Origin of the sequence: Pseudomonas sp. 2822-17 (assembly GCF_002742485.1) — a bacterium.
GTDB classification, from domain to species: Bacteria; Pseudomonadota; Gammaproteobacteria; order Pseudomonadales; family Pseudomonadaceae; genus Aquipseudomonas; species Aquipseudomonas cyclaminis.
Map to the genome: position 1 here is coordinate 49,704 of NZ_LJRZ01000350.1, position 26,548 is coordinate 76,251.

At 61.7% G+C, this 26,548-nt stretch carries 26 protein-coding genes and 1 riboswitch; of the genes, 18 read left to right on the forward strand and 8 right to left on the reverse strand.

Annotation, left to right across the window (positions count from 1 at the left end; genetic code table 11):
• Positions 1–5: 5 nt before the first annotated feature.
• Genes AOA60_RS08640 through speB form a run of 4 tightly spaced genes read right to left on the reverse strand, consistent with a single transcriptional unit; the run spans position 6 to position 4,320 of the window.
• On the reverse strand, positions 6–1,388 hold the full coding sequence (locus tag AOA60_RS08640) for a sodium:solute symporter (RefSeq protein ID WP_099584060.1): 1,383 nt from the start codon (positions 1,386–1,388) through the stop codon (positions 6–8).
• A gap of 23 nt (positions 1,389–1,411) precedes the next feature.
• Positions 1,412–2,926 carry a cytosine permease gene (locus AOA60_RS08645; protein ID WP_099584061.1) on the reverse strand — a complete coding sequence of 505 codons (1,515 nt, stop codon included), beginning with the start codon at positions 2,924–2,926 and terminating at the stop codon, positions 1,412–1,414.
• A 21-nt stretch (positions 2,927–2,947) separates the two neighbouring features.
• Entirely contained in the window at positions 2,948–3,370 is a 423-nt protein-coding gene (locus AOA60_RS08650; protein WP_099584062.1) for a nuclear transport factor 2 family protein, read from the reverse strand.
• Positions 3,370–4,320 carry an agmatinase gene (speB, locus tag AOA60_RS08655; RefSeq protein WP_083357426.1) on the reverse strand — a complete coding sequence of 317 codons (951 nt, stop codon included), beginning with the start codon at positions 4,318–4,320 and terminating at the stop codon, positions 3,370–3,372. Before speB ends, AOA60_RS08650 begins: the two co-directional genes overlap by 1 nt.
• A gap of 185 nt (positions 4,321–4,505) precedes the next feature.
• On the opposite strand from speB, the gene AOA60_RS08660 reads away from it, so the two are divergent.
• The 7 genes from AOA60_RS08660 (at position 4,506) to AOA60_RS08690 (ending at position 12,242) form a co-directional block, all read left to right on the forward strand.
• Positions 4,506–5,399, forward strand: a complete 894-nt coding sequence (locus AOA60_RS08660; RefSeq protein ID WP_003175387.1) for a LysR family transcriptional regulator — start codon at positions 4,506–4,508, stop codon at positions 5,397–5,399.
• A gap of 6 nt (positions 5,400–5,405) precedes the next feature.
• On the forward strand, positions 5,406–6,011 hold the full coding sequence (locus AOA60_RS08665) for a tRNA-uridine aminocarboxypropyltransferase (protein WP_099584063.1): 606 nt from the start codon (positions 5,406–5,408) through the stop codon (positions 6,009–6,011).
• A 207-nt stretch (positions 6,012–6,218) separates the two neighbouring features.
• Positions 6,219–7,121, forward strand: coding sequence for a cysteine synthase CysM (gene cysM, locus AOA60_RS08670; RefSeq protein WP_099584064.1), 903 nt, complete (start codon positions 6,219–6,221; stop codon positions 7,119–7,121).
• Complete coding sequence (rlmD, locus tag AOA60_RS08675; protein ID WP_099584065.1) at positions 7,121–8,473, forward strand: 23S rRNA (uracil(1939)-C(5))-methyltransferase RlmD; 1,353 nt, start codon at positions 7,121–7,123, stop codon at positions 8,471–8,473. The genes cysM and rlmD overlap by 1 nt, the downstream gene beginning before the upstream one ends.
• 121 nt (positions 8,474–8,594) lie before the next feature.
• A complete protein-coding gene (gene relA, locus AOA60_RS08680; RefSeq protein WP_099584066.1) occupies positions 8,595–10,838 on the forward strand; it encodes a GTP diphosphokinase in 2,244 nt (747 codons plus the stop codon).
• Positions 10,838–11,671, forward strand: a complete 834-nt coding sequence (mazG, locus tag AOA60_RS08685; protein ID WP_099584067.1) for a nucleoside triphosphate pyrophosphohydrolase — start codon at positions 10,838–10,840, stop codon at positions 11,669–11,671. Before relA ends, mazG begins: the two co-directional genes overlap by 1 nt.
• A 25-nt stretch (positions 11,672–11,696) precedes the next feature.
• Positions 11,697–12,242 (forward strand): DUF2058 domain-containing protein, encoded by a 546-nt coding sequence (locus AOA60_RS08690; protein WP_099584068.1) that lies wholly within the window; start codon positions 11,697–11,699, stop codon positions 12,240–12,242.
• A gap of 99 nt (positions 12,243–12,341) precedes the next feature.
• Here AOA60_RS08690 and AOA60_RS08695 read toward each other — a convergent pair whose 3' ends face one another.
• The 4 genes from AOA60_RS08695 to purM all read right to left on the reverse strand — a co-directional run bounded on the left by AOA60_RS08695 (position 12,342) and on the right by purM (position 15,239).
• On the reverse strand, positions 12,342–12,530 hold the full coding sequence (locus tag AOA60_RS08695; RefSeq protein ID WP_003175379.1) for a hypothetical protein: 189 nt from the start codon (positions 12,528–12,530) through the stop codon (positions 12,342–12,344).
• Positions 12,531–12,808: 278 nt separating this feature from the next.
• Positions 12,809–13,522 carry a DUF3108 domain-containing protein gene (locus AOA60_RS08700; protein ID WP_099584069.1) on the reverse strand — a complete coding sequence of 238 codons (714 nt, stop codon included), beginning with the start codon at positions 13,520–13,522 and terminating at the stop codon, positions 12,809–12,811.
• A gap of 8 nt (positions 13,523–13,530) precedes the next feature.
• Positions 13,531–14,181 (reverse strand): phosphoribosylglycinamide formyltransferase, encoded by a 651-nt coding sequence (gene purN, locus AOA60_RS08705; RefSeq protein WP_099584070.1) that lies wholly within the window; start codon positions 14,179–14,181, stop codon positions 13,531–13,533.
• On the reverse strand, positions 14,181–15,239 hold the full coding sequence (gene purM / locus AOA60_RS08710) for a phosphoribosylformylglycinamidine cyclo-ligase (protein WP_017527563.1): 1,059 nt from the start codon (positions 15,237–15,239) through the stop codon (positions 14,181–14,183). The genes purN and purM overlap by 1 nt, the downstream gene beginning before the upstream one ends.
• Before the next feature lie 343 nt (positions 15,240–15,582).
• On the opposite strand from purM, the gene AOA60_RS08715 reads away from it, so the two are divergent.
• From AOA60_RS08715 to AOA60_RS08765, 11 genes are all read left to right on the forward strand, one after another.
• Positions 15,583–16,623 carry a DUF2066 domain-containing protein gene (locus AOA60_RS08715; protein WP_099584071.1) on the forward strand — a complete coding sequence of 347 codons (1,041 nt, stop codon included), beginning with the start codon at positions 15,583–15,585 and terminating at the stop codon, positions 16,621–16,623.
• Positions 16,624–16,658: 35 nt separating this feature from the next.
• Complete coding sequence (locus AOA60_RS08720) at positions 16,659–17,732, forward strand: AI-2E family transporter (RefSeq protein ID WP_032887781.1); 1,074 nt, start codon at positions 16,659–16,661, stop codon at positions 17,730–17,732.
• Positions 17,733–17,935: 203 nt separating this feature from the next.
• Positions 17,936–18,640 carry a DnaA regulatory inactivator Hda gene (gene hda, locus AOA60_RS08725; protein WP_099584072.1) on the forward strand — a complete coding sequence of 235 codons (705 nt, stop codon included), beginning with the start codon at positions 17,936–17,938 and terminating at the stop codon, positions 18,638–18,640.
• Positions 18,641–18,853: 213 nt separating this feature from the next.
• Positions 18,854–19,498 carry a C40 family peptidase gene (locus AOA60_RS08730; RefSeq protein WP_099584073.1) on the forward strand — a complete coding sequence of 215 codons (645 nt, stop codon included), beginning with the start codon at positions 18,854–18,856 and terminating at the stop codon, positions 19,496–19,498.
• 144 nt (positions 19,499–19,642) lie between these two features.
• The gene (locus tag AOA60_RS08735; RefSeq protein WP_099584074.1) at positions 19,643–20,179 is read left to right on the forward strand and encodes a C40 family peptidase; all 537 of its coding nucleotides are present in this window, start codon (positions 19,643–19,645) and stop codon (positions 20,177–20,179) included.
• A 47-nt stretch (positions 20,180–20,226) separates the two neighbouring features.
• A riboswitch (cobalamin riboswitch) is annotated at positions 20,227–20,480 on the forward strand.
• Positions 20,481–20,558: 78 nt separating this feature from the next.
• On the forward strand, positions 20,559–21,170 hold the full coding sequence (cobO, locus tag AOA60_RS08740) for a cob(I)yrinic acid a,c-diamide adenosyltransferase (protein ID WP_099584075.1): 612 nt from the start codon (positions 20,559–20,561) through the stop codon (positions 21,168–21,170).
• Positions 21,167–22,531, forward strand: a complete 1,365-nt coding sequence (locus AOA60_RS08745; RefSeq protein WP_099584076.1) for a cobyrinate a,c-diamide synthase — start codon at positions 21,167–21,169, stop codon at positions 22,529–22,531. The genes cobO and AOA60_RS08745 overlap by 4 nt, the downstream gene beginning before the upstream one ends.
• Complete coding sequence (gene bluB, locus AOA60_RS08750) at positions 22,528–23,178, forward strand: 5,6-dimethylbenzimidazole synthase (protein WP_099584077.1); 651 nt, start codon at positions 22,528–22,530, stop codon at positions 23,176–23,178. Before AOA60_RS08745 ends, bluB begins: the two co-directional genes overlap by 4 nt.
• A complete protein-coding gene (cbiB, locus tag AOA60_RS08755; protein WP_099584078.1) occupies positions 23,175–24,083 on the forward strand; it encodes an adenosylcobinamide-phosphate synthase CbiB in 909 nt (302 codons plus the stop codon). Before bluB ends, cbiB begins: the two co-directional genes overlap by 4 nt.
• The gene (gene cobD, locus AOA60_RS08760) at positions 24,076–25,065 is read left to right on the forward strand and encodes a threonine-phosphate decarboxylase CobD (RefSeq protein WP_099584079.1); all 990 of its coding nucleotides are present in this window, start codon (positions 24,076–24,078) and stop codon (positions 25,063–25,065) included. Before cbiB ends, cobD begins: the two co-directional genes overlap by 8 nt.
• Entirely contained in the window at positions 25,062–26,513 is a 1,452-nt protein-coding gene (locus AOA60_RS08765) for a cobyric acid synthase (RefSeq protein ID WP_099584080.1), read from the forward strand. Before cobD ends, AOA60_RS08765 begins: the two co-directional genes overlap by 4 nt.
• The last annotated feature ends 35 nt before the right edge of the window (positions 26,514–26,548 follow it).

Below are 26,548 nucleotides of genomic sequence, written 5' to 3' on the forward strand. Positions count from 1 at the left end.
GGACGTCAAGCCACCCGAGTCGCCACCGCCTCCGGCCGACGCGACAGCAAGCTCACCAGCACAAAACTCACCAACCCAACCGCCAGGCTGTAGTAAATCGGCGTGTTCGCATCCAGCCCATCCTTGAACATGAACACCAACGCCGTCACAAAACCCAATGTCATGGAGGTAATTGCCCCCGCCGTGGTGGCGCGCTTCCAGAAGATCGCCCCGATCAACGGGATCAACATGCCGCCGACCAACAGGTTGTAGGCCAGGGTCAGCGCGCTGATCACATCGCTCACCACCAGTGCGATACCCAGCACTGCGATACCGGTCAGCATCGTGAACAGGCGGTTGATGTTGAGGCTCGACTGTTTTCCGCCACGCAAACGCGGCAGCACGTCTTCGGTCAGTACGGTGGAGGCAGCCAGCAAGCCAGCGCTGGCGGTGGACATCATCGCCGCCAGTGCTGCGGCAATCACGAGGCCACGAATCCCGTCCGGCAACGACATTTTAACGATGGCGGCAAATGCGTTGTTGACGTTGTCCAGGTCCGGAATCAACACATGGGCCGCCATGCCGATCAGCGCACAGGCCAGGCCATAGAGGATGCAGTAGAAACCGGCGAAGGTGCCCGCGTACTTGGCGACCTTTTCGTCGCGGGCGGTGAACACCCGCTGCCAGATGTCCTGGCCGATCAGGATGCCGAAGAAGTAGATCATGAAGTAGGTGATGATGGTGTCCCAGCCAATCGCGGTGAAGCTGAAACTGGATGCCGGCAACTTGGCCACCAGTTCATCCCAGCCGCCGACGCGGTACAGGCAGATCGGCAGCAGGATAAACATCAGGCCGACGGTCTTGATCACGAATTGCACGATATCGGTAAGGGTCAGCGACCACATGCCGCCGATGGTCGAATACACCACCACCACGCCACCGCCCAGCAGCACCGAGATCCAGAACGGCAGGCCGAACAGCACTTGCAGCACGGTGCCGATGGCCAGGATCGAAGTCACGCCAATCATCAGCGCGTAGGCCAACATGATCACCGCGCTGGCCTGGCGGGCCATGGGGTTGTAGCGTTTTTCCAGGACCTGGGTGACGGTGAAGATCTTCAACTTGAGCAGCGGCTTGGCCAGGAACAGGTTCAGCGCAATGATCCCCATGCCCAGCGCGGCACACAGCCAGAAGCCGGAGATGCCATGCACGTAGCCCAGGCGCACGGTGCCGACGGTGGACGCACCGCCCAATACCGTGGCGGCCATGGTGCCCATGTACAGCGTCGGGCCCAGGTTGCGACCGGCCACCAGGTAGTCTTCGTGGGTCTTGGCGCGGCGCATGCCGTAATAGCCGAGCACGAGCATGCCGGCGGCGTAGATGAGTACGACGAATAAATCCAAAGCCATGACGGCGAGTCTCCGATTATTTTTTATTGTGCTGAAGGCACTTGCAGTGCAGAAGGAGCTTGCAGCGGCGAGGGCGCTTGCTGCGGCGAGGGGCCATAGACGGCCGCCGGTTCCGGAAACAGCCGCAGCAACGTCAGGTACACCACCGACGCCAACCCCAACGTCACCGGCAAGCTGATATCAATGCCCTCCGCCAAATTGCCCAGCGGCCCCACAAACTGCCCTGGCAAATTGACGAAGCACAGCCCCACCAGCGCACTCGGAATCCATGCCCCCAGCCCGCGCCAGTTCCAGCCATGGCTGAACCAGTAGCGCCCGCCGGTTTCACCGCGGGTGAACACTTGCAGGTCATCCGGGCAGTAGAAACCGCGACGCACGATCAGGCCGATGATCATCATCACCATCCACGGTGTGGTGCAGGTGATGATCAGCACGGCGAAGGTCGACACGCTCTGCACCAGGTTGGCGGCGAAACGTCCGATAAAGATGAAGGCAATCGACATCACCCCAATCAGCAACGTCGCCTTAACCCGTGAGAGCAAGCGCGGGAACACGCTGGACATGTCCAGCCCCGTGCCATACAGCGAGGTGGTGCCGGTGGACATGCCGCCGATCACCGCGATCAGGCACACCGGCAGGAAGAACCAGGTCGGCGCCACCGCCAGCAAGCCGCCGACGTAGTTGTTGGCCGCGATATAGTCCGGTGCCTTGATCGCCACGATGGTCGCGGTGGCCAGGCCGAACAGGAACGGGATCAGGGTGGCGATCTGAGCCGCGACCACCGCCAGCATGATGCGCATTTTCGGCGTCTCACGTGGAATGTAGCGCGACCAGTCGCCGAGGAATGCGCCGAAGGAAATCGGGTTGCTCATGGCTACCAGCGCTGCGCCGATAAACGCCGCCCAGAAGCCGGTCTGGCCCATGGCGACGCTGCCCGCGAAGTGGCTGTCGAAGGCTGGCGCGAACGCGAAGATCCCCAGCAAAAACAGCAGGCTGGCCGCCCACACCGCAATGCGATTGACCCACAGCATGAAACGAAAACCGTAGATGCACACCGTCAGGACGAGCAGGGCGAACAGGCCATAGGCCAAGCCCAGGGTCAGGTCAGTTTCCGGCAGGCCTATCAGACGTTTCGCACCACCTACCAACGCATCGCCTGAACTCCACACCGACAGTGAGAAGAAGGCAATCGCCGTCAGCAATGACAGAAACGAACCGACAATCCGCCCGTGCACGCCAAAGTGCGCCCCGGAAGACACCGCGTTGTTAGTGCCATTGATCGGCCCGAACAGGCCCATGGGCGCCAGGATCACAGCACCCACCAGCACGCCCAGCACAATCGCCCAGACACCGGCCTGGAACGACAAGCCAAACAGCACCGGGAACGAGCCCAGTACGGCAGTGGCAAAGGTGTTGGCACCGCCGAAGATCAGGCGGAACAGATCCTTGGGGCTGGCGGTACGCTCGTGGTCGGGGATCTGTTCGACCCCGTTGGTTTCAATCTTGCGAATACTGTTTTGGTTGTTTTTATTATTCATGATCAGCTCCGATCACATTGGCTAAGGGGGCGGCAGCCCTTCCGGCACAGCGGACAAATGTTCGTGACAGGCCAGCCACAGGCCTTCTTGTTGTTCTGTGCGTAGCCCTTGCCTTTTGAAGACAATGGTCTCGCGTTCCTGGCTAGAGAATTGCTCCCCGTTCATGCGCAGCTCGGTGGCCACGTCATGCACAAATATCGCCACGTCACCCTGCTGGCTGACAAAGGCATTACTCGACGTACACGACAGCACCTCGAATCCCTCGTCCGCGCGCCAGCTGTCCCACAACGCCTGGTAGGTATCGCGACTGAGCAGCGGCTGGGGGAGGGTGTAGAACACAAAGCTGGCGTCGGCCGTGAACGCGCCGAAATAGGCGGCGCGATCATTGCGGGCGAAGGCCGCCACCAGCTCGGCGGCGGCTTGCAACACCGCTTGCGTGCTCATCAGCGGTGCGCCACGCCGGGCAGTACGCAGAGCATCTCGTACAGCAGGTTGGCGCCGAGCAGTGAGGTGTTGCCGGTGGTGTCATAGGGCGGTGAAACTTCTACCAGATCACAACCAATCAGGTCGAGGCCCTGGCAGCCCCGGATGATCTCGATCGCCTGGATGGTGGTCAGCCCGCCGATTTCCGGGGTACCGGTGCCGGGTGCCCACGCCGGGTCGATGCCGTCGATGTCGAAGCTCAGGTAAACCGGGCCGCCACCGACTTTCTCACGCACTTCGGCCATCAATGGCGCGAGGGAGTGATGCCAGCATTCTTCAGCCTGGACCACACGGAAACCCTGTTTGCGGCTCCAGTTGAAGTCTTCGGCGGTGTAGCCCTGAGCGCGCAGGCCAATCTGCACCACGCGGTCGCAATCGAGCAGGCCTTCTTCCACGGCGCGGCGGAAGGTGGTGCCGTGGGCGATTTTCTCGCCGAACATATGGTCGTTGACGTCAGCGTGGGCATCGATGTGCACGAGCCCGACTTTGCCGTGTTTCTTGTGGATCGCCCGCAGGATCGGCAGGGTGATGGTGTGGTCACCGCCCAGGGTCATGGGGACCACGTTGTGTTCGAGGATCTCGTCGTAGGCTTCTTCGATGATGCGCACGGCGTCGAGCAGGTTGAAGGTATTGATCGCCACGTCGCCGATGTCGGCCACCGACAGCGAGTCGAACGGTGCGGCGCCGGTGGCCATGTTGTACGGGCGGATCATCACCGACTCGGCGCGGATCTCACGCGGCCCGAAGCGGGTGCCGGCGCGCAGCGAGGTGCCGATGTCCAGGGGCACGCCGACAAAGGCGGCGTCCAGGCCCTTGGCCGATTGCAGGTGGGGAAGACGCATCATGGTGGCGATGCCGGCGAAGCGCGGCATTTCGTTGCCGCCCAGTGGTTGGTGGAAAATCTTGTCCACGGGATTGCCTCATCGTTGTTTTGTTTATTAGAGGCCGATTCTGCGAAAAGCCCGTGGCGGGAAGAATCGGCAGGGGCAAATACTTAGTTCAGATTTTTCTAAACTAATGCCTGGGGTAAACTGCGTTCAAATGTGGGAGGGCAAGCCCCCTCCCACAGGATTTTGTGTATGCCTCTGGAGACCTCATGGCCAACGCCTTGCCCGACCTGAAACTCCTGCGCATCTTCGTCAGTGTCGTGCGGCATCAGGGGTTCGCCAATGCGCAGCACGAACTCAACCTGTCCACGTCGGCCATCAGCACGTATATGAGCCAGTTGGAGTCGGCGTTGGGCCTGGTGCTGTGCCATCGCGGGCGTGGTGGCTTCAGTCTCACCAGCAAGGGCGAGTTGTTCCATCAGGAAACCCTGCGTCTATTAGCCGAGCTGGAAGGCTTCGAGCAATACGCCGCCGCACTCAAAGGCGAGCTGCGCGGCACCCTCAAGCTCGGCGTGCTCGACTCCACCGTCAGCGACAAGGCCTTGCCGTTCGCCGAAGTGATTGGCGCCTACAGCCTGGAACACCCGGCGGTGCACCTTCATTTATCGGTGATGAGCCCTTACGAGCTGCAGCTAGGTGTGCAGGACAATCGCCTGGACCTGGCCATCGGCGCCTTCTCCAATCGCATGAGCGGGCTGATCTACATGCCGCTGTACCGCGAGCAGCACTGGCTGTATTGCAGTACGCGGCATCCTTTGTTTAATGAACGACGCATTCCCGAACAAGTGATCACCCAGCAACGCATGGTTGGACGCGGCTACTGGAGCCAGGCGGAACTGGCGCGCCACGGTTTCAAGCACAGTGCCGCCACGGTGGAAAGTATGGAGGCGCAACTGATCCTCGTGCTCTCCGGCGCCTATATCGGCTACCTGCCGGAGCATTACGCCCAGGCCTGGGCCGACAAGGGCGATCTGCGCGTGCTGCTACCGGCCACCTTTGGTTACCAGGCGCCGTTCTCGATGATCATGCGCCGTGGCCGCAGCCGCGAGCCGCTGATCCAGACCTTCCGCGATTTGCTCAAAGCCCAGCTCAACCAGGCCTGATAAACCATGTCCAGACCCCAATGTTCCCGTTGCCTCAGGCCCGTCACCCATTGCCTGTGCCCGCTGATCCCCAGCCTCGACAGCCGCACCCGCGTATTGCTGTTGCAGCACCCGAGCGAGGTCAACCATGCGCTCAACACGGCGCGGTTGGCGGCGTTGGGCTTGAACAATGCACAGTTGGTGGTGGGTGAGGTGTTTGATGATTTGGCGACATTATTGAACCCGCCGGGTTATCAGGCGCGCCTGCTGTTCCCCGCCGACGACGCGCAGCCGCTGCAAGCCTATGTGCCCGGGGAGCAGCCTCTGTTGTTGGTGGTACCCGATGGCACCTGGCGCAAGGCGCGCAAGTTGCTGCACCTCAATCCGTTACTGGCGGCGTTGCCACGGGTGACCTTGGCCGACGGCGGTGTATCGCGCTATCGGCTGCGCAAGGCACCCGGGCCGGGGGCCTTGTCGACCATTGAAGCCATCGTGCAGGCGTTGCAGGTATTGGAAGCGCCATTGTCATTCGAGTTGTTGCTCAAACCCTTTGAAGCGTTGATCGAAGGGCAGATTGCGGCGATGGGGGATGAGGTCTTCCATAAAAATCATGGCGACGGTCGGCTTGGCTAGCAGGTTCATCGAGGTGCGGCCATCGGGGGCAAGCCCCCTCCCACCCTTGAATTGTGAATACAGTCAAATGTGGGAGGGGGCTTGCCCCCGATAGGCCCCCCCAGTCACCTTATTCCTTTAAGCCATAAGCACCGCACTTTGCGTGATATGGCCCGCCGGCCTTTCCCGGTATGATGTGCGCCCCGCAGTCTGGATTGCGAATACGCCATGACCTTGCAGTACCCTACAATCGCCGATTGCGTCGGCAACACGCCCCTGGTCCGCTTGCAACGCATGGCGGGTGAAACCAGCAATACCCTGTTGCTCAAGCTCGAAGGGAACAACCCCGCAGGCTCGGTCAAGGACCGCCCGGCGCTGTCGATGATCACCCGTGCCGAATTGCGCGGGCAGATCAAGCCTGGCGACACCCTGATCGAAGCCACCTCGGGTAACACCGGGATCGCCCTGGCCATGGCCGCTGCGATCAAGGGTTACAAGATGGTGTTGATCATGCCCGACAACGGCAGTGCCGAGCGCAAGGCGGCCATGACCGCCTATGGCGCCGAGCTGGTGCTGGTGACCCAGGAAGAAGGCATGGAAGGCGCTCGCGATCTTGCTGAGCGCATGGCCGCCGAAGGCCGTGGCCAGGTGCTGGACCAGTTCGCCAATGGCGACAACCCCGAGGCGCACTACACCAGCACCGGCCCGGAGATCTGGCGCCAGACCCAAGGCACCATTACCCATTTCGTCAGCTCCATGGGCACCACCGGCACCATCATGGGCAACTCGCGCTACCTCAAGGAGCAGAACCCGGCGATCCAGATCGTCGGCCTGCAACCGATGGAAGGCTCGGCTATCCCTGGCATTCGCCGCTGGCCCGAAGAGTATCTGCCGAAGATCTACAACGCCACGCGCGTGGATCGCATCATCGACATGGCCCAGCGCGAAGCCGAAGACACCACCCGCCGCCTGGCCCGTGAAGAAGGCATCTTCTGCGGCGTGTCCTCCGGCGGCGCCGTGGCCGGTATGTTGCGTTTGTCCAAGGAAGTGGAAAACGCGGTGATCGTCGCGATCATCTGTGACCGAGGCGACCGTTACCTGTCGACCGGCATTTTCGACGAACCCAACTGATGGCCAAGCACGAGAGAGGCCTGCGCTTCCAACCGACGGGCGGCAGCCGGGCCCCACAGATCCCCGTGGGCAAGAAGCAGCGCCTGACCATCGAGCGCCTGGCCAATGACGGCCGTGGCATCGTGTTCTTTGAAGGCCGCACCTGGTTCGTCAATGGCGCGCTGGCTGGCGAAGAAGTCGAAGCGCGGGTGCTGGGCGCCCACGGCAAAGTGGTCGAGGCCCGCACCGAGCGGGTGTTCAAGGCCAGCGAACTGCGCCGCCCGGCGCCCTGCGCCCACGTTGGCCGCTGCGGCGGTTGCAGCGTGCAGCACTTGCCCCACAACGAACAACTTGCCCTGAAACAGCGCATGCTCGCCGAGCAACTGTCCCGTGTGGCCGGTGTCGAACCGCAAGAGTGGGCCGCGCCGTTAAGCGGCCCCGAGTTCGGTTACCGACGCCGTGCCCGCGTGGCCGTGCGCTGGGATGCCAAGGCGAAAAAACTCGAGGTGGGTTTCCGCGCAGTGGCCAGCCAGGACATCGTCGCCATCGACGATTGCCCGGTGCTGGTACAGGCCTTGCAACCGATCATGCAGCGTCTGCCGAACATGCTGCGGCGTCTGAGCAAGCCTCAGGCACTGGGGCATGTGGAGTTGTTCAGTGGCTCGTCCGTCGCCGTGTTGCTGCGGCACATGGCGCCGTTGTCGGAAGCGGACCTGCTGATCCTGAAAGAATTCTGCAGTTTCCATGAAGCCCAATTGTGGCTGCATGGCGAAGGCCAGCCGGAACCGGTTGAGCCCGATCAGTCACTTGGGTTTCGATTGGACGCCTGGGACTTGGCGCTGGCATATCGACCAGGGGATTTTGTCCAGGTCAACGCCGGGGTCAACGAGGCGATGGTTGCCCAGGCCCTGGACTGGCTGGCGCCGCAGCCCGATGAACGGGTGCTGGACCTGTTTTGTGGGCTGGGCAACTTTGCCCTGCCACTGGCAAAACAGGCGCGAGAAGTGGTGGCGGTGGAAGGTGTGCAGACCATGGTGGACCGGGCCGCACAGAACGCTATCAGCAACAATTTGCATAATGCGCAGTTTTTTCAGGCCGATTTGTCCCAGCCTTTGACTGACGCAGATTGGGCCAAACAGGGCTTTTCTGCGGTACTCTTGGATCCACCCCGCGATGGTGCCCAAGAGGTTGTGCGCAAGCTCGCCACCCTGGGGGCCAAGCGCCTGGTGTATGTGTCCTGCAACCCGGCGACGCTGGCGCGGGACACGGTTGAGTTGGTCAAGCAAGGCTACCGGCTAAAACGTGCCGGGATCCTCGACATGTTTCCGCAGACAGCGCATGTCGAGGCCATGGCGTTATTTGAAGCGGGCTAGGATGCCCGTTTAATCCGACTGGCCTGCATTCTCCAAGGCCGTGATCTGCCAGGGAGTTTGCAGCAAAAGGTCGGCATGATTTTTGGCGCATCCAAGGTGCGTCGTAGGGAAGGTAAGCAAGATGGTACAGGTGAGAGCACACCAGCCGATCAACACTGACGGCAGTATCAACCTGGAGGCATGGCTGGATCATGCCATCAGTGTCGACCCGGCACTGGACCGTGAAGCCTTGAAAGCAGCCTGCGAGTTCGCTCGCGAGTCTGAGCAACAAGACAATGCGGCCAAGAACCTGTGGGCCGAAGGCACTTCCAGCTTTCGCACCGGGTTGGAGATCGCCGAGATCCTTGCCGATCTCAAGCTGGACCAGGATTCGCTGATCGCCGCCGTGCTTTATCGCGGCGTGCGTGAAGGGCACATCCAGTTGCCGACCGTCAGCCAGCGTTTCGGCGCCGTGGTAGCCAAACTGATCGACGGCGTGCTGCGTATGGCCGCCATCAGCGCCAGCCTCAGCCCGCGCCAGTCCATGGTGCTGGGCACCCAGGGCCAGGTCGAGAACCTGCGCAAGATGCTGGTCGCCATGGTCGACGACGTGCGCGTCGCTCTGATCAAACTGGCCGAACGCACCTGCGCAATCCGTGCTGTGAAGACCGCCGACGACGAGAAACGCAACCGCGTCGCCCGCGAAGTCTTTGACATCTACGCGCCGTTGGCCCACCGCCTGGGCATCGGTCATATCAAATGGGAGTTGGAGGACTTGTCCTTCCGCTACCTGGAACCTGATCAATACAAACAGATTGCCACGTTGCTGCATGAGCGGCGGCTCGACCGTGAGCGCTTTATCAGCGACGTGATGGGCCAGCTGCGCGCCGAGTTGCAGGCCACCGGTGTCGACGCCGACATCAGCGGCCGCGCCAAGCACATCTATTCCATCTGGCGCAAAATGCAGCGCAAGGGCCTGGCCTTCAGCCAGATCTATGACGTGCGTGCGGTGCGCGTGCTGGTGCCGGAAATGCGCGACTGCTACACCGCGCTGGGCATCGTCCACACCCTGTGGCGGCACATTCCCAAGGAGTTCGACGACTACATCGCGAACCCCAAGGAAAACGGCTATCGCTCGCTGCACACAGCGGTGATCGGCCCCGAGGGCAAGGTGCTCGAAGTGCAGATCCGCACCCATGCCATGCACGAAGAAGCAGAGCTGGGCGTGTGCGCGCACTGGCGCTACAAGGGCACCGACGTCAAGGCCGGGTCCAACCAGTACGAAGAGAAAATCTCCTGGCTGCGCCAAGTGCTGGAATGGCACGAAGAACTCGGCGACATCGGCGGCCTGGCCGAACAACTGCGGGTGGATATCGAGCCGGACCGGGTCTACATCTTCACCCCTGACGGCCACGCCATCGACTTGCCCAAAGGCTCCACGCCCCTGGACTTCGCCTATCGCGTGCACACTGAGATCGGCCACAACTGCCGTGGCGCCAAGATCAACGGGCGCATCGTGCCGCTCAACTACAGCCTGCAGACCGGTGAACAGGTCGAGATCATCACCAGCAAGCACGGCACGCCGAGCCGCGACTGGCTGAACCCGAACCTGGGCTACATCACCACCTCGCGGGCGCGGGCGAAGATCGTCCATTGGTTCAAGTTGCAGGCGCGGGACCAGAACGTCGCTGCCGGCAAGACCCTGCTCGAACGCGAACTGGGCCGCCTGGGCCTGCCTCAGGTGGACTTCGACAAGCTGGCCGAAAAAGCCAACATGAAGATCGCCGAAGACATGTTTGCTGCCCTCGGGGCTGGCGACTTGCGCCTGGCGCAACTGGTCAACCTGGCCCAGCAACTGGTCGAGCCGGAACGCGGCAACGAACAGCTTGAGCTGATCCCGCGCAAAGCCACCGGCTATAAGCCCGGCAAGCGCGGCGATATCCAGATCCAGGGCGTGGGCAACCTGCTGACGCAAATCGCCGGTTGCTGCCAACCGTTGCCCGGCGACGCCATCGTCGGCTACATCACCCAAGGCCGTGGCGTCAGCATCCACCGCCAGGACTGCGCCTCGGTGCTGCAACTGGGCGGGCGCGAGCCGGAGCGGATTATCCAGGTCAGTTGGGGCCCGGTGCCGGTGCTCACCTACCCGGTGGACATCATCATCCGCGCCTACGACCGTTCCGGCTTGCTGCGAGACGTGTCGCAAGTGCTGCTCAACGAGCGGATCAACGTGCTGGCGGTCAACACCCGCTCGAACAAAGAGGACAACACCGCATTGATGTCCCTGACCATCGAGATTCCGGGATTGGACGCATTGGGCCGGTTGCTGGGGCGGATTTCCCAGCTGCCGAACATCATCGAGACACGGCGTAACCGCACACCATGATGTATTCGCTGGAAGACCTACTGCACTTGATGAGTCGCCTGCGGGACCCGAAATACGGGTGCCCGTGGGACATCAAGCAAACCTACGCGACCATCGTCCCGCACACGCTGGAAGAAGCGTATGAAGTGGCTGACGCCATCGAGCGCGGCGACTTCGATCACCTGCAAGGTGAGCTGGGCGACCTGTTGTTCCAGGTGGTGTATTACAGCCAGCTGGCGCGGGAAGAAGGGCGTTTCGAATTTGCCGGAGTGATCGACAGCATCACGCGCAAGCTGATCCGACGCCATCCTCACGTGTTTCCCAGCGGCGATCTGTACGCGCCGCTGGATACCCCGCAGTTGAGCGAAGAGCAGGTCAAGGAACGCTGGGAGCAGATCAAAGCCGAGGAGCGCGCGGAAAAATCCGACGCGCCGGAGCAACTGTCCCTGCTCGATGATGTGCCCACCGCGCTGCCGTCCTTATCCCGTGCCGCCAAGTTGCAAAAGCGCGCCAGTCAGGTTGGTTTCGACTGGCCATCGGCGTTGCCGGTGGTGGACAACGTGCGCGAAGAGCTGGATGAAGTGCTCGAAGCCATGGCCGATAACGACTCGGTGGCCATTGCCGATGAAGTCGGTGACCTGCTGTTTGCGGCGGTCAACCTGGCCCGTCACCTCAAGGTCGACCCGGAAACCGCGCTGCGTGGCGCCAATGCCAAGTTCGAACGACGTTTCCGATTTATCGAACAGGCATTGCGCGACACCCGTCGTCCCATAGAAGATTGCACCCTCGAAGAGTTGGACGCCCTGTGGGGCGAAGCCAAACGTCAGGAAAAGAATGTGTCCAGCTGCGGTTGAGCAGTTGCCTAAGTGAGTAAGCACCATGAGCCTTTCCCTTCGCGACCAGTTGCTCAAAGCAGGTCTGGTCAACCAAAAGCAGGCCAAACAGGTCGGCAAAGAGAAACAGAAGCAGCAGCGCCTGGTCCACAAAGGCCAGATCGAGGCGGATGACACCCAGGCTCGCCTGGCCATTGCGGCGCACGCCGAGAAGGTCAAGCGCGACCAGGAACTGAACCGCCAGCAGCAGGAAAAAGCCGAGGCCAAGGCCCGCACGGCCCAGGTCAAGCAATTGATCGAAACCTCGCGCCTGCCCAAGCTGACCACCGAGGACTACTACAACTTCGTGGATGACAAGAAGGTCAAGCGCCTGTCGGTCAACACGCTGATGCGCAACAAGCTGAGCAACGGCTCCCTGGCGATCGTGCACCACGGTGGCGGCTACGAGGTGATCCCGCGCGAAGCGGCGCTGAAGATCCAGGAGCGCGCACCGGAGCGTATCGTGCAGCTCAACATCCTCACCGAAAGCCAGGTGCCGGATGAAGACGATCCATACGCGGCCTACCAGATCCCCGATGATCTGATGTGGTAAGGCTGTAAAACAACAAACCCCGCACTTAACAGGCGGGGTTTTTGTTTGCAGGCACTCCAGCTGCTGTGTGGGGCCGGGTGCCTGCGGGATTTCAGTGTTTCAGGAGCTTTGTGCCTGGCGTTTCATCTCAAGCGATTCAAGCTCGTTTTTATAATTATGAGCATCGCTCTCGTTGTGAAACATGCCGACCAGCAGGTCTTGTTGGTGTACATCCCAGATGTGAATCCCATGGCCCAAGGCTTCGTGGGACATATGTTCGTCGTCGCGTTCAGTTACTTTTACAGTCATCTGCTTGCTCCAATCTCTGGTGGGTCTGCGGCAAGTCGTCGCAGGCCTTTTTTATACGATTTGTTAGCTTGCTAAGTAAACCGCTTTAGCGGTTTATGACAGAAGTTTCATGTTGGTGTCAGGCTTTGAAGAAATGTACTAGCCCCTCCCACACTTGAGAATGCGCTCGAATGTGGGAGGGGGCTTGCCCCCGATAGCGCCAGAAGCTTCAAGGCAAAACCACCAGGCGAAAAAAAGCCCCGCATTCAGCGAGGCTCCCGTTCAGCTCATCCGCGCAATCAGTTGCCTTTGACAGCCTTGCCGTCAACGGTACCGTCCTGCAGCATGATGTTGTACTCCTTGCCGTCAGTCTCAACCTGGCGCAGGGCAACCAGGATGCCGCCCTGGTCCTTGGCAAACCACATCTGGGTGATGCGCTTGCTTTGGGTCGGGTCACGCACGCGCTCGACCTTGATTGCGTCGATGGAGCCTACTTTGGTCTGGACCTTTTCCGGGCCGATCACGCGGAAGTCGTAGGTGTCGACGTCGGTGCCTTCCACCACGTTGTAGCTCATGCTCTTTTTGCCGGCCGCCACATCGCGTTGCAATGCCAGCTGGTAGGTCGACTTGTCGAGCATGCCGCTTTGCAGGGGCACGTTGACCGGGTCTTTGTTTTCAAAGCCGGTGACTTTCTTGGCGGTCTGGTCGAAGTCCAGGTTGATCTTCTTCGCCTTGCCCAGGCCGCCACGCTCGAAGCTGTAGCTCACGGGTTGCAGGGTGTCCTTGTCGAAACGGATCACGCTGGTTTCGGTCAGGCTGGCGATCATCATGGATGCCTTGAAATTCAAGGTCCATGCGCCGTTGTCATTCTTGGTCAGGCTGCGTTCAGCCGAACCACTCATGGGCAACTGTTTCCAGTCGGCGGTGTAGCTGACGGAGAAGGGGTGAAGGTCTGCCGCTTGCACGGCAGGCAAGGCGAACAGCGCAAAAGCGAAGAGCAAGGCGCGACGCATAAAATCTCCTAGGTTCGAATCAAGTGGCCGCTGGCCGCGAGTAACTGACCGTCCAATAATGCACCCTGGTCACCGAGAATCAACCGCCCTTCGGCAAACCAGCGCACAGCCAGCGGGTAAATCCTGTGTTCCTGGGTATGAACCCGTTGCGCAAGTGTCTGCGCCGAGTCGTCAGACTCTACCGGAACCACTGCCTGTACGACCAGAGGCCCGCCATCGAGTTCCTCGGTCACAAAGTGCACGCTGCAACCATGCTCGCTGTCACCGGCGTCGAGGGCGCGCTGATGGGTGTGCATGCCTTTGTATTTGGGCAGCAGGGAAGGGTGGATATTGAGCAGGCGCCCGTCGTAATGCCGTACGAAATCAGCGCTGAGGATGCGCATGAAACCGGCCAGTACCACGAGTTTGGGGTTGAAGGCGTCGATGAGTTCGATCAAGGCGCTGTCGAAGGCCTCGCGGCCCTCGAAGGCCTTGTGATCCAGCGAGCGGGTATCGATACCCGCGTCCCTGGCGCGTTGCAGGCCGTAGGCGTCGCTGCGGTTGGAGATCACCGCCGCGATGCGCACCGGGCTGTCGCCGGTGCGCGTGCTGTCGATCAGGGCCTGCAAGTTACTGCCGGTGCCGGAGAGCAGCACCACGACATCACAGGTCTGGGACATTAATGAGCCTTGAGGTTCTTCAGTTCAACCTGGGCCGCGCCTTCGGCAGCGGTGGCGATCTGACCGATGACCCAAGGCTGCTCGCCGGCTTCACGCAGGACGTTCAGCGCGGTTTCCACGTGCTCTTGCGCCACGCAGATCACCATGCCCACGCCGCAGTTCAGCACGCGGTGCATTTCGGTTTCGTTGACGTTGCCTTTCTCTTGCAGCCAGTCGAAGACCGCAGGACGCTGCCAGCTGGCCACGTCGACAATCGCCTGGGCGCCTTTTGGCAGCACGCGCGGGATGTTGTCCAGCAGGCCGCCGCCGGTGATGTGGGCCATGGCCTTCACCGCGCCGGTGTCCTTGATCAGCTTGAGCAGTGGCTTGACGTAGATGCGGGTCGGGGCCATCAGCAGGTCGGTCAGCGGCTTGCCGTCGAGTTGGATGTTCTCGATGTCGGCGCCGGACACTTCGATGATCTTGCGGATCAGCGAGTAGCCGTTGGAGTGCGGGCCGGAGGACGGCAGGGCGAGCAGGGCGTCGCCGGCAGCCACTTTGGAGCCGTCGATGATGTCGGCTTTCTCGACAACGCCAACGCAGAAACCGGCCAGGTCGTAGTCTTCGCCTTCGTACATGCCTGGCATTTCAGCGGTTTCGCCGCCGACCAGGGAGCAACCCGACAGTTCGCAACCCGCGCCAATGCCGGTAACCACTTGGGTAGCGGTCTCGACGTTGAGCTTGCCGGTGGCGTAGTAGTCCAGGAAGAACAACGGCTCGGCGCCGCATACCACCAGGTCGTTGACGCACATGGCAACCAGGTCGATGCCGATGCTGTCGTGCTTGTTCAGGTTCAGTGCCAGGCGCAGCTTGGTGCCCACGCCGTCGGTGCCGGACACCAGAACAGGCTGCTTGTAGCCGGCCGGGATTTCGCAGAGGGCGCCAAAACCGCCCAGGCCGCCCATGACTTCGGGGCGCGCAGTGCGCTTGGCGACGCTCTTGATGCGTTCGACCAATGCTTCACCGGCGTCGATGTCTACACCGGCGTCCTTGTAGCTCAGGGAGGGTTGCTTGCTCATGATCCAGGCCTTTAGGGGGGATTCAGGGGTAACGACCGAGCGGGCAGGCGCTTTTGGTAAAAGGCCCGGCCGGGGACGGTCTGCGAAGGCGCGCGATTTTATCAGGCTTGAGGGGCAGCGGCCATCCTCGGGCCGACGGGCAGGGCCATATAGGTTAAAAAAATGCTAATCGCCTCAGCCGTGGCGCGTATTAAGGTATAGCCTTGAACCCGCTATCGTTATGACAGCATGAAAACTTACCAGGACCCTGTGAATGTTTTGCCGGTCGCCGTGGTCACAGCCATGGCAAACCGAGTTCACGCGGTCTGTTCCAGCCGCTAAATTTGTCGTTCGGGAATCTTCCATGCGTCTGTGTAAATTCTTCTTTGTGGGCTGCTTGTCGTTGGTCAGCCTGGCGAGTCATGCCGAAACCCTCAATGGCCTGTATCAAGTACTTGAACCCGTCACCAGCCAATCGCCCCAAGAGCGCGATCAGGCGACCCAGCGCGCTGTGCAGACCCTGGTGATCCGCCTGACCGGCGACGCCAAGGCCGCCGATGGCGCAGGCCTGGCGGCGATTCGCAAGGATCCGCAGCAAATCATCACTCAGTACGGCTACGACGCCGGCCCGCCCGAGAGCTTGCAAGTGGACTTCGACCCCGTCACCACTGACCGTGCGCTGCGTGATGCGGGCCTGTCGATCTGGGGTAGCAATCGGCCGTCGATCCTCGGCTGGTGGCTGAACGATTCCACCGAAGGCAGCAGTCTGGTGGGCGATGGCCAGACCGTTGCCCAGGCGCTGCGGCGTGCCGCGCAACACCGTGGCTTGCCGTTGCGTCTGCCGCTGGGGGATCTGGATGAACAGGTCGTCGCCACGGCGCCGAACCTGGAGAGCGCTGACGCCACGCCGTTGCGCGCCGCGTCCGAGCGCTATGGCGCTGATGCCTTGCTCGCCGTGCACGCGCGTCAGGAAGGCAATCAATGGCAGGCCAAATGGCGTCTCTGGCTGGGTGAGAAGAGCGATCAGGGCACTGTGCAGGGCGCCGACACCGGCGCGGTCGCCGATGCCGTGATGCTGGCGGTCAGTCAAAAACTGGCACCGCGTTTTGCGGTCAAGCCGGGCGTGAGCACCGAACAATTGCTGGAGGTACAGGGGATGACCCTGGAGCGTTATGCCGCGCTGGGTCATCTGCTGGAGCCGTTTGGTGGCCAGCCGCAGTGGGTGGATGGCAACCGCATTGTGTACCGGGTCAATGGCAGCGCCGATCAGTTGCGTACCCAGTTGAGCCTGGCCAAGTTGCAGGAGATTCCTGCGGGTGAGGCGCAGGCCGCGCAGCCGGTCGTTGAAGGCGCGCAACCGGCTGGCGCCCCTGAGCCTCAGGCACAACTGCGTTTTCGTTGGTAACAGTTCTTCCTTATATAGAAGCAATGGAGTGGTTTATGGCGGATACGCGTCGTTGGGTGTGGCTTGGCGGGATCGTCCTGCTGTGCGTTTTTGTGTTCTTGCTGCATTCGATCCTGACGCCGTTCCTGGTTGCGTTGTTGCTGGCCTATCTTTTCGATCCGGTGGTGGATCGCCTGGAAAAAGCCGGCCTGTCGCGGACCTTGGGCGTAGTGGCAGTGTTTGCGCTGTTCACCTTGATCATCACCGCGCTGGTGCTGGTGCTGGTGCCGATGCTGGCCAAACAACTGTTTCGCCTCTATGAGCTGGCGCCGCAGATGCTCGACTGGTTGCAGCACACGGCAATGCCGTGGGCCCAGGCCAAGTTGGGGCTGTCGGACGGTTTCTGGAAGTTCGACAAGGTCAAGGCGGCGATCAGCGAGCATATGGGGCAAACCACCGATATCGTCGGTGTGATACTCAGTCAGGCCACGGCGTCGAGCCTGGCATTGATCGGCTGGTTGACCAACCTGGTGCTGATTCCGGTGGTTGCGTTCTACCTGCTGCGCGACTGGGACATCATGATGGCCAAGATTCGTAGCCTGCTGCCGCGTGATCGTGAGGAGCGCATCGTATCCCTGGCCGGTGAATGCCATGAAGTACTGGGTGCATTCGTGCGTGGCCAGTTGTTGGTGATGTTGGCCCTGGGGGTTATCTACGCCGCCGGCCTGATGGCCATCGGCCTGGAGCTGGGCCTGTTGATTGGCTTGATCGCTGGTCTGGCCGCCATTGTTCCCTATATGGGCTTTGTGATTGGTATCGGTGCGGCACTGGTAGCTGGTCTGTTCCAATTTGGCGGCGACCTGTACCCGATGCTCGGGATTGTGGCGGTGTTCATGGTCGGCCAGGCCCTTGAAGGCATGGTGCTGACGCCGTTGCTGGTGGGGGATCGGATCGGGCTGCACCCGGTTGCGGTGATCTTTGCGATCCTGGCGGGCGGCGAGCTGTTTGGCTTTACTGGTATCTTGCTGGCATTGCCGGTGGCCGCGGTGATCATGGTGCTGGTGCGCCATATGCACGATCTGTACAAGGATTCGGATGTGTACACGGGCGTCGAAGACCCCGACCTGTAACCGCTGCGTCACAAACCCGGCTCCGGCCGGGTTTGTTGTTTATGGGGTGGTGGCGTCAAACAATCCGCGTAAAACCGGCAAGTTAACGCAAACCTTTGATTTTGCTTGTGGTCTGCTGCATTGTGCACCCGGCGTCACGGGTATAAACTTTGCAAACTTTACACAGAGGCCACTAGCGGTTCGATGGGAGCCGTTCAGTCAGCATGAAACCGATTCAGCTGCCCTTAGGTGTGCGTCTGCGTGATGACGCCACCTTTATCAATTACTACCCAGGCGCCAATGCCGCTGCACTCGGCTATGTCGAGCGGCTCTGCGAAGCCGACGCCGGGTGGACTGAAAGCCTGATCTATCTGTGGGGCAAGCACGGCGTGGGGCGTACTCACCTGTTGCAGGCCGCTTGCCTGCGCTTCGAGCAGATCGGCGAGCCGGCGGTGTACCTGCCCTTGGCTGAGTTGATGGATCGCGGCATCGGCATCTTCGATAACCTTGAGCAATACGAACTGGTGTGCCTGGATGACCTTCAGGCGATTGCCGGCAAGGCCGATTGGGAAGAGGCGCTGTTTCATCTGTTCAACCGCTTGCGTGACAGCGGTCGGCGTTTGTTGATCGCTGCCTCCACCTCGCCGCGCGAGTTGCCCGTCAAGCTGGCTGACCTCAAGTCGCGCCTGACCCTGGCGCTGATCTTCCAGATGCGCCCGCTGTCCGACGAAGATAAATTGCGCGCCCTGCAATTGCGTGCCTCCCGTCGCGGCCTGCACCTCACCGACGAAGTCGGGCACTTTATCCTCACCCGTGGCACTCGCAGCATGAGTGCGCTGTTCGACTTGCTCGAACAGCTCGATCAGGCCTCCTTGCAGGCCCAGCGCAAGCTGACCATCCCGTTCCTCAAAGAAACCCTAGGCTGGTAGCCAGCCCTTTGTTTTCAAGGGTTTTGGCAAATTCCAGGCGTCAGAAAACCCGCGTTTGGGCCGGTTTGGCCACGCGAAAGGCGTCTATAGGGTGTTAAGGGCTTAGATGTCATAGTCCAAACAAGAAGTCACATAGATCACGATTGAATTTGCAAATCGATGTGATAGAGGGCATAGTCTCGGCTTCTTTACACATCAGCCACGGTCGTGCCCATGCTAAATCGCTTCGCACCCCTCGTGCCTCTCGCACTCGTTACCCTGTTGTTTGGTTGCGCCTCCCACCCTCAACAGGTGGTTGAGCAGCAAAAGCCTCAACAACATGCCCAGGCAAAATTCGTTGCAGCGCAGTCTTCCACTGTCTATCAGGAAGCTCTTTATAAAGAAGAGCAGGCAACCGAGAAAGAACTGGCCGACTTCTCCGGCAACAAGCCTTATCAGCTTCCAGTTCTGGCCGACAGCATCCTCGAACGTGGCATGTCCCTGATCGGTACCCGTTACCGTTTCGGCGGTACCTCTGAAGCCGGTTTCGATTGCAGCGGTTTCATCGGTTATCTGTTTCGTGAAGAGGCTGGCATGAACCTGCCACGCTCCACTCGCGAAATGATCAACGTGAAAGCACCGTTGGTCGCGCGCAACAACCTCAAGCCCGGTGATCTGCTTTTCTTCAGTACTGCAGGCCGTGGTCGTGTCAGCCACGCCGGTATCTACCTGGGCGATAACCAGTTCATCCACTCCAGCAGCCGTCGCAGTGGCGGTGTTCGAGTCGACAGCCTGGGCGATAGCTACTGGAGCAAAACCTTCATCGAAGCCAAGCGTGCACTCGCCATGGCCCCGACGACAGTTACCGCTAGCAAGTAAACTTAAAGTGATACTTGAAGTTTGACGTGTAAGCGCTAGAATCCCTGGACATTGTTGTAATCCGTTCGCGCGAGCCTTGCTTGCGCGTTCTGGTTTTCAGCGTTCGGCAGCGAAAGCCGCATCCAGACCAGGATTGTTTTGCACATGTCGACGTCAGCCCGCCTTGTTCTCCTCGTGTGCGCCGCGCTGCTCAGCGCTTGCGCCAGCCGTCCACCGCCCGCTCCTGTCGCGGTCAAGCCCAAGCCGGTGTTCAACTACTCCACCCAGAATTTCTCACCTGCTGCCGAAGACGTGCTCTTCCGTGCGCTGGGCCTGGTCGGCACGCCTTATCGCTGGGGCGGTAACACGCCAGACTCGGGCTTTGATTGCAGCGGCCTGATCGGCTTTGTGTTTCGCGACGCCGCCGGGATTTCCCTGCCGCGCACCACCCGCGAACTGATCGTGATGCGCGCCCTGGACGTGAGCGAGCAGAACCTGCAAACCGGCGACCTGCTGTTCTTCGCCACCGGCGGTGGTTCGCAGGTCAGTCATGCTGGGATCTACGTGGGCGAAGGCCGATTTGTCCATGCGCCGCAAACCGGCGGTACGGTGAAGCTGGATACCTTGTCCAAGGCGTATTGGCAGAATGCCTACCTGAGCGCCAAGCGTGTGTTGCCGGGGAATCTGGCGCGCAATCCTTAAAAGCAGCTGCAAGCTTGAAGCTTGCAGCTAGCCCCTCAACCCACTAACCTTCGCCGCTTGTTCCAGGTGCTCTGTGACCCATGGGTCGACGGAGTGAAACAGGGAAGCCGGTGAGTGAGCGCGCTTGTACACAGCGCCGCCGCAATTCCGGCGCTGCCCCCGCAACGGTAAATGAGTCAAGACGCTGCTTTTGCCACTGTATCGCTCGCGATATGGGAAGGCGCAGCGTTGGCCTGTGTGCTCTCTATAAGAGCAGCGCCACTCATGAGCCCGGAGACCGGCCTGGATCATCCAACAGCATCACGGTGGGCGATGCTTGGCTGTCTGTTTTTTCTTTTTCCTGCCCGCCGTTTTTGTCCAGCCCCAACGGAGAGCTGCCATGACCGATACCCCCGACCGCGACGAACGCCACCTGGCGCGCATGCTGCGCAAAAAAGCCGTGATCGACGAGCGCATTGCCAATTCCCCCAACGAATGCGGCTTGCTGCTGGTACTTACCGGCAACGGCAAAGGCAAGAGCAGCTCGGCGTTTGGCATGCTCGCGCGCGCCATGGGCCATGGCATGCAGTGCGGCGTGGTGCAGTTCATCAAGGGGCGCAACAGCACAGGTGAAGAGTTGTTCTTCCGCCGCTTCCCCGAGCAAGTGCGCTTCCATGTCATGGGCGAAGGTTTTACCTGGGAAACCCAGGACCGCCAGCGCGATATCGCCGCCGCCGAAGCTGCCTGGGCGGTGTCCCGCGAGCTGCTGCAAGACCCATCCATCGGCCTGGTGGTGCTGGACGAACTGAACATCGCCCTCAAGCACGGCTACCTCGACCTGGACCAAGTGCTCAGCGACCTGCAAGCCCGCCTGCCGATGCAACACGTGGTGGTCACCGGCCGTGGCGCCAAGCCGGAACTGATCGAGATGGGCGACACCGTCACCGAAATGGGCATGCTCAAGCACGCATTCCAGGCCGGTATCAAGGCACAGAAGGGCGTCGAACTTTGAATCAGCCCCGTCATTGCCCAGCCGTATTGATCGCCGCACCGGCGTCCGGCCAGGGCAAAACCACCGTCACCGCTGCGCTGGCGCGTTTGCACCGCAACCTGGGGCGCAAGGTGCGTGTGTTCAAATGCGGCCCGGACTTCCTCGATCCGATGATCCATGAGCGCGCCAGCGGTGCACCGGTGTATCAATTGGACATGTGGATGGTGGGTGAACAGGAAAGTCGCCGCCTGCTGTGGGAAGCAGCGGGGGAGGCCGACCTGATCCTGATCGAAGGCGTGATGGGCCTGTTCGACGGCACGCCCTCCAGCGCCGACCTGGCGCGCCACTTCGGCGTGCCGGTGCTGGGCGTGATTGATGGCACCGCCATGGCCCAGACCTTTGGGGCCCTGGCACTGGGCCTGGCGCGCTACCAGCCGGATCTGCCGTTCGCCGGCGTGCTGGCCAACCGCGTCGGCACGTTGCGCCATGCGCAGTTGCTTGAAGGCAGTCTCACCGAAGGCCTGCGCTGGTATGGCGCACTGTCCCGCGAGACCGGAATCGAGCTGCCGAGCCGTCATCTGGGTCTGGTGCAAGCCAGCGAACTGAATGACCTCGATGCACGCCTGGATGCCGCCGCCCAAGCCTTGGGCAGCAGTTGCGAAGTCGCCTTGCCGCCGCCCGTTACCTTCGCCGCGCCTGAAGTGATCGACGCCGAGCCGCTGTTGGCCGGTGTCCGCATTGCCGTGGCCCGCGACGAAGCCTTCGCCTTTACCTACGGCGCCAGCCTCGACCTGTTGCGGGCGATGGGCGCTGAACTGACGTTTTTCTCGCCGATCCATGACCACGCGTTGCCTGACGCCGACAGTCTCTATCTGCCCGGCGGTTACCCGGAGTTGCACCACCAGGCGCTGTCTGAAAATACCCCGATGCTCGACGCCATTCGCGCGCACCACGCGGCGGGCAAGCCGTTGCTTGCTGAGTGCGGCGGCATGCTCTACCTGCTGGACTCGCTCACCGACGTCGATGGCCACCGCGCCGAACTGCTTGGCTTGTTGCAGGGTGATGCGGTGATGCAGAAAAAATTGGCGGCACTGGCCCTGCAAAGTGTCGACTTGCCGGAAGGCACATTGCGCGGGCATACCTATCACCATTCGTTGACCACGACCGCGTGGGAACCGATTGCTCGCGGCCTGAGCCCCAATGGAGGGCGCGGCGCCGAAGCGGTTTACCGACAAGGGCGCATGACGGCTTCCTACGTGCACTTTTACTTTCCGTCGAACCCGCTTGCGGTGGCCGCATTGTTTTTGCCTCTCACAGGGGAATGCATCCGAAATGTGGGAGGGGCGGTGCGACGATTCGACTTGCCCCCGGTGAGGCCATGACCGACAACGCCTTCCCCGAGGCCGACCGCGATGCCGTCTACCGCGCCATCGCCGAGCGCCGCGACATGCGCCATTTCAGCGGCGGCACGGTCGCCCCAGAGTTGCTCCACCGCCTGCTCCAGGCCGCGCACCAGGCCCCAAGTGTGGGCCTGATGCAGCCGTGGCGTTTTATCCGCATCAGCAACCGTCACCTGCGCGGGGAGATCCAGCAACTGGTCGAAGAAGAACGTGTGCGCACCGCCGAGGCCCTCGGCGAGCGCTCCGACGAGTTTATGAAACTCAAGGTCGAGGGCATCAATGACTGTGCCGAAGTACTGGTGGCGGCGCTGATGGATGATCGCGAGCGCCATATCTTCGGCCGGCGCACCTTACCGGAAATGGACATGGCTTCGCTGTCCTGTGCGATCCAGAACCTGTGGCTGGCGGCCCGTGTGGAAGGCCTGGGCATGGGCTGGGTGTCGTTGTTCGAACCCCAGGCCCTGGCCAATCTGCTGGGCCTGCCGCCCGGCGCCAAGCCCCTGGCCGTGTTGTGCCTGGGGCCGGTCGCCGAGTTCTATCCGGCACCGATGTTGCAGCTCGAAGGCTGGACCGAACCGCGTCCGCTGAGTGACATGTTGTATGAGAATACGTGGGGAGTGAGTCAATGAGTGTGGCCTTGCTGTGTGTCGCCGCAGTGGCGCTGGATGCGTTGTTGGGCGAGCCCAGGCGCTGGCATCCGCTGGTGGCGTTCGGCAATTTCGCCGGGCGCATCGAGCAGCGTTTCAACAGTGGTGGTCGTGGCTGGCGCAGCCACGGCGTGACCGCGTGGTTTATCGCCGTGGTGCCGTTGACCCTGCTGGCCACCGCGTTGTCGTGGGCGCCCTATATCGGTTGGGTGCTGGAGATCCTGGCGCTGTACTGCGCCCTCGGCATGCGCAGCCTCGGCGAACATGTAATCCCGGTGGCCCAGGCGTTGCGCAGCGATGACCTGGATGAAGCGCGCACACGGGTCAGCTACCTGGTGAGCCGCCAGACCAGCGAGTTGGACCGCACCGAAGTCGCCCGCGCCGCCACCGAGTCGGTGCTGGAAAACGGCAGCGACGCGGTGTTCGCCGCGATTTTCTGGTTTGTCGTCGCGGGCGTGCCGGGCGTGGTGCTCTACCGCCTAAGCAACACCCTCGACGCCATGTGGGGCTATCGCAATGAACGCTTCGAGCGCTTCGGCTGGGCCGCAGCGAAAATCGACGACGCGCTCAACTACATTCCTGCACGCCTGGTGGCGTTGACCTACGCCGTACTTGGCAACACCCGCCTGGCCCTCAAATGCTGGCGCACCCAAGGTCCGACGTGGGACAGCCCCAACGCCGGGCCAGTGATGGCTGCCGGCGCAGGCGCCTTGGGTGTTGAATTGGGCGGCGCTGCCATCTATCACGGCGAAGTGCACCAGCGCCCGCAACTGGGCGAAGGTCCGGCGGCGGATGCCGATTCCATCGACCGAGGCTGGCAACTGGTGCAGCGCGGCGTATGGTTATGGCTGCTGATCCTATGTGCGGGGGCGCAATTCTATGCTTGAACACGGTGGCCGACTGCGCAAGGCGTCCATTCAATACGGGATCCCCGAGGCCGATTGGCTCGACCTGTCCAGCGGCCTCGCGCCCTGGCCCTGGCCGATCCCGGAGATTCCCCTGCGGGCCTGGGCGCGGTTGCCAGAGACGGACGACGGCTTGGAGCAGGCCGCCAGCGAATACTATGGTGCCGCGCATTTATTGCCGGTGGCCGGTTCCCAGGCGGCGATCCAGTTGCTGCCGCGCCTGCGCCGGTCCGGCAAGGTCGGCGTGCTGTCGCCGTGCTACGCCGAGCATGCCGAAGCCTGGCGCCGCGCCGGGTATGTGGTGCGCGAGGTGCAGGAGCAGGAAGTCGATTTCTTCCTCGATGGCCTCGACGTTCTGGTGGTGGTCAACCCCAACAATCCCACGGGCCAGAGCCTGACGCCCCAGCGCCTGCTGGACTGGCACACGCGGCTGGCCCAGCGTGGCGGCTGGCTGGTGGTGGACGAAGCGTTTATGGACGTGACGCCGGAGTTGAGCCTTGCGGGCCAGGCCCATCAGGTCGGCCTTATTGTGTTGCGTTCGTTCGGCAAGTTCTTCGGCCTGGCCGGTGTGCGTCTGGGCTTTGTGCTGGCCGAACGCAAGTTGCTCAAGTTACTTGCTGAACAGGTCGGCCCGTGGGCCGTCAGCGGGCCGACGCGGGTGCTGGGGCAGGTGTGTTTGCGCGACACCGCCGGGCATGCGCGCCAGCGGGTGCGTTGCGTCGAGGCTGGCCAGCGTTTGTTCACACTGCTTGAGCACCACAGCTTTCAGCCCCAGGGCGGCTGCGCGTTATTCCAATGGCTGATCACACCCCACGCTGAACGCATGCACGAATTCATGGCCCAGCGCGGCATCCTGCTGCGGCTGTTCGTCCACGACAGCAGCCTGCGCTTCGGCCTGCCCGACACCGAAGCCGATTGGCTGCGCCTCGACGCCGCCCTGGCCGCCTATAAGGACGCTTCATGAGTACGCTGATGGTGCAGGGCACCACGTCCGACGCCGGTAAAAGTACCCTGGTGACTGCGCTGTGCCGCTGGCTGGTGCGCCAAGGCATCGCCGTGGCGCCCTTCAAACCCCAGAACATGGCGCTCAACAGTGCCGTGACGGCCGAAGGCGGCGAGATCGGCCGCGCCCAGGCGGTGCAGGCGCAAGCGGCCAACCTGGCGCCCCACACCGACATGAACCCGGTGCTGCTCAAGCCCAATAGCGACACTGGCTCCCAAGTGATCATCCATGGCCGCGCCGTGACCACCATGAACGCCGTGGCCTATCACGACTACAAAGCCATCGCCATGCAGGCGGTGCTCGCCTCCCACGCACGTTTGAGCCAAGCCTACCCGGTGGTGATGGTGGAAGGCGCGGGCTCCCCGGCAGAGATCAATCTGCGCGCCAACGACATCGCCAACATGGGCTTCGCCGAAGCGGTGGACTGCCCGGTGCTGCTGATCGCCGACATCAATCGCGGCGGTGTGTTTGCCCATCTGGTCGGCACCCTTGAGTTGCTTTCCCCCAGTGAACAGGCGCGGGTCAAGGGCTTCATCATCAACCGCTTTCGTGGCGATATCGCGCTGCTGCAACCGGGCCTTGATTGGCTGGAAGCGCGCACCGGCAAGCCGGTGGTGGGTGTGTTGCCTTACGTGATGGACCTGCACCTGGAAGCCGAAGACGGTATTGACCAACGCCAGATCGACAAAGTGGCGCAGGTGCTCAAGGTGGTGGTGCCGGTATTGCCGCGCATCAGCAATCACACCGACTTTGACCCGTTGCGCCTGCATCCCCAGGTGGATTTGCAGTTTGTCGGGCCGGGTCAGGCGATCCCTGCTGCCGACCTGATTATCTTGCCGGGCTCCAAAAGTGTGCGCAGTGACTTGGCGTATCTGCGTGCCAATGGCTGGGATACGGCCGTGGCGCGGCACTTGCGCTATGGCGGCAAGGTGCTGGGGATTTGCGGCGGGTTGCAGATGTTGGGTGAGCAGGTGCATGACCCGCTGGGGTTGGAGGGGGGCGCCGGGTCTAGTGATGGGCTGGGGTTACTGGCGTTCAGCACGACCCTGGAAGAGGAGAAGCAGCTGCGCAATGTGCGTGGGCGCTTGGTGCTGGAGGATGCAGAGGTCAGTGGGTATGAGATTCATGCGGGGGTGACGTCGGGCGATGCGTTGTCTCATGCGGCAGTGAGGCTGGACGATGGGCGCAGTGATGGGGCTTTGAGCGCTGACGGGCAGATTCTTGGCACGTATCTGCATGGATTGTTCGAGACCCCGGCGGCGTGCAGTGCGTTGCTGCGTTGGGCCGGGTTGCCGGATGTGCAGGAGGTGGACTACCACGCCCTGCGCGAGCGCGATATCGAACGCCTGGCGGATCTGGTGGAGAACCACTTGGACACCGATTTGTTGCGCAAACTGTGTGGGGTTTAATGGTGTACACACGGTTCAAATGTGGGAGGGGGCTT

Coding starts and splice junctions, on each gene's coding strand:
- AOA60_RS08640 (WP_099584060.1), bottom strand. CDS start 1,388: ATGGCTTTGGATTTATTCGTCGTACTCATCTACGCCGCCGGCATGCTC.
- AOA60_RS08645 (WP_099584061.1), bottom strand. CDS start 2,926: ATGAATAATAAAAACAACCAAAACAGTATTCGCAAGATTGAAACCAAC.
- AOA60_RS08650 (WP_099584062.1), bottom strand. CDS start 3,370: ATGAGCACGCAAGCGGTGTTGCAAGCCGCCGCCGAGCTGGTGGCGGCC.
- AOA60_RS08660 (WP_003175387.1), top strand. CDS start 4,506: ATGGCCAACGCCTTGCCCGACCTGAAACTCCTGCGCATCTTCGTCAGT.
- AOA60_RS08665 (WP_099584063.1), top strand. CDS start 5,406: ATGTCCAGACCCCAATGTTCCCGTTGCCTCAGGCCCGTCACCCATTGC.
- cysM (WP_099584064.1), top strand. CDS start 6,219: ATGACCTTGCAGTACCCTACAATCGCCGATTGCGTCGGCAACACGCCC.
- rlmD (WP_099584065.1), top strand. CDS start 7,121: ATGGCCAAGCACGAGAGAGGCCTGCGCTTCCAACCGACGGGCGGCAGC.
- relA (WP_099584066.1), top strand. CDS start 8,595: ATGGTACAGGTGAGAGCACACCAGCCGATCAACACTGACGGCAGTATC.
- mazG (WP_099584067.1), top strand. CDS start 10,838: ATGTATTCGCTGGAAGACCTACTGCACTTGATGAGTCGCCTGCGGGAC.
- AOA60_RS08690 (WP_099584068.1), top strand. CDS start 11,697: ATGAGCCTTTCCCTTCGCGACCAGTTGCTCAAAGCAGGTCTGGTCAAC.
- AOA60_RS08695 (WP_003175379.1), bottom strand. CDS start 12,530: ATGACTGTAAAAGTAACTGAACGCGACGACGAACATATGTCCCACGAA.
- AOA60_RS08700 (WP_099584069.1), bottom strand. CDS start 13,522: ATGCGTCGCGCCTTGCTCTTCGCTTTTGCGCTGTTCGCCTTGCCTGCC.
- purN (WP_099584070.1), bottom strand. CDS start 14,181: ATGTCCCAGACCTGTGATGTCGTGGTGCTGCTCTCCGGCACCGGCAGT.
- purM (WP_017527563.1), bottom strand. CDS start 15,239: ATGAGCAAGCAACCCTCCCTGAGCTACAAGGACGCCGGTGTAGACATC.
- AOA60_RS08715 (WP_099584071.1), top strand. CDS start 15,583: ATGCGTCTGTGTAAATTCTTCTTTGTGGGCTGCTTGTCGTTGGTCAGC.
- AOA60_RS08720 (WP_032887781.1), top strand. CDS start 16,659: ATGGCGGATACGCGTCGTTGGGTGTGGCTTGGCGGGATCGTCCTGCTG.
- hda (WP_099584072.1), top strand. CDS start 17,936: ATGAAACCGATTCAGCTGCCCTTAGGTGTGCGTCTGCGTGATGACGCC.
- AOA60_RS08730 (WP_099584073.1), top strand. CDS start 18,854: ATGCTAAATCGCTTCGCACCCCTCGTGCCTCTCGCACTCGTTACCCTG.
- AOA60_RS08735 (WP_099584074.1), top strand. CDS start 19,643: ATGTCGACGTCAGCCCGCCTTGTTCTCCTCGTGTGCGCCGCGCTGCTC.
- cobO (WP_099584075.1), top strand. CDS start 20,559: ATGACCGATACCCCCGACCGCGACGAACGCCACCTGGCGCGCATGCTG.
- bluB (WP_099584077.1), top strand. CDS start 22,528: ATGACCGACAACGCCTTCCCCGAGGCCGACCGCGATGCCGTCTACCGC.
- cbiB (WP_099584078.1), top strand. CDS start 23,175: ATGAGTGTGGCCTTGCTGTGTGTCGCCGCAGTGGCGCTGGATGCGTTG.
- cobD (WP_099584079.1), top strand. CDS start 24,076: ATGCTTGAACACGGTGGCCGACTGCGCAAGGCGTCCATTCAATACGGG.
- AOA60_RS08765 (WP_099584080.1), top strand. CDS start 25,062: ATGAGTACGCTGATGGTGCAGGGCACCACGTCCGACGCCGGTAAAAGT.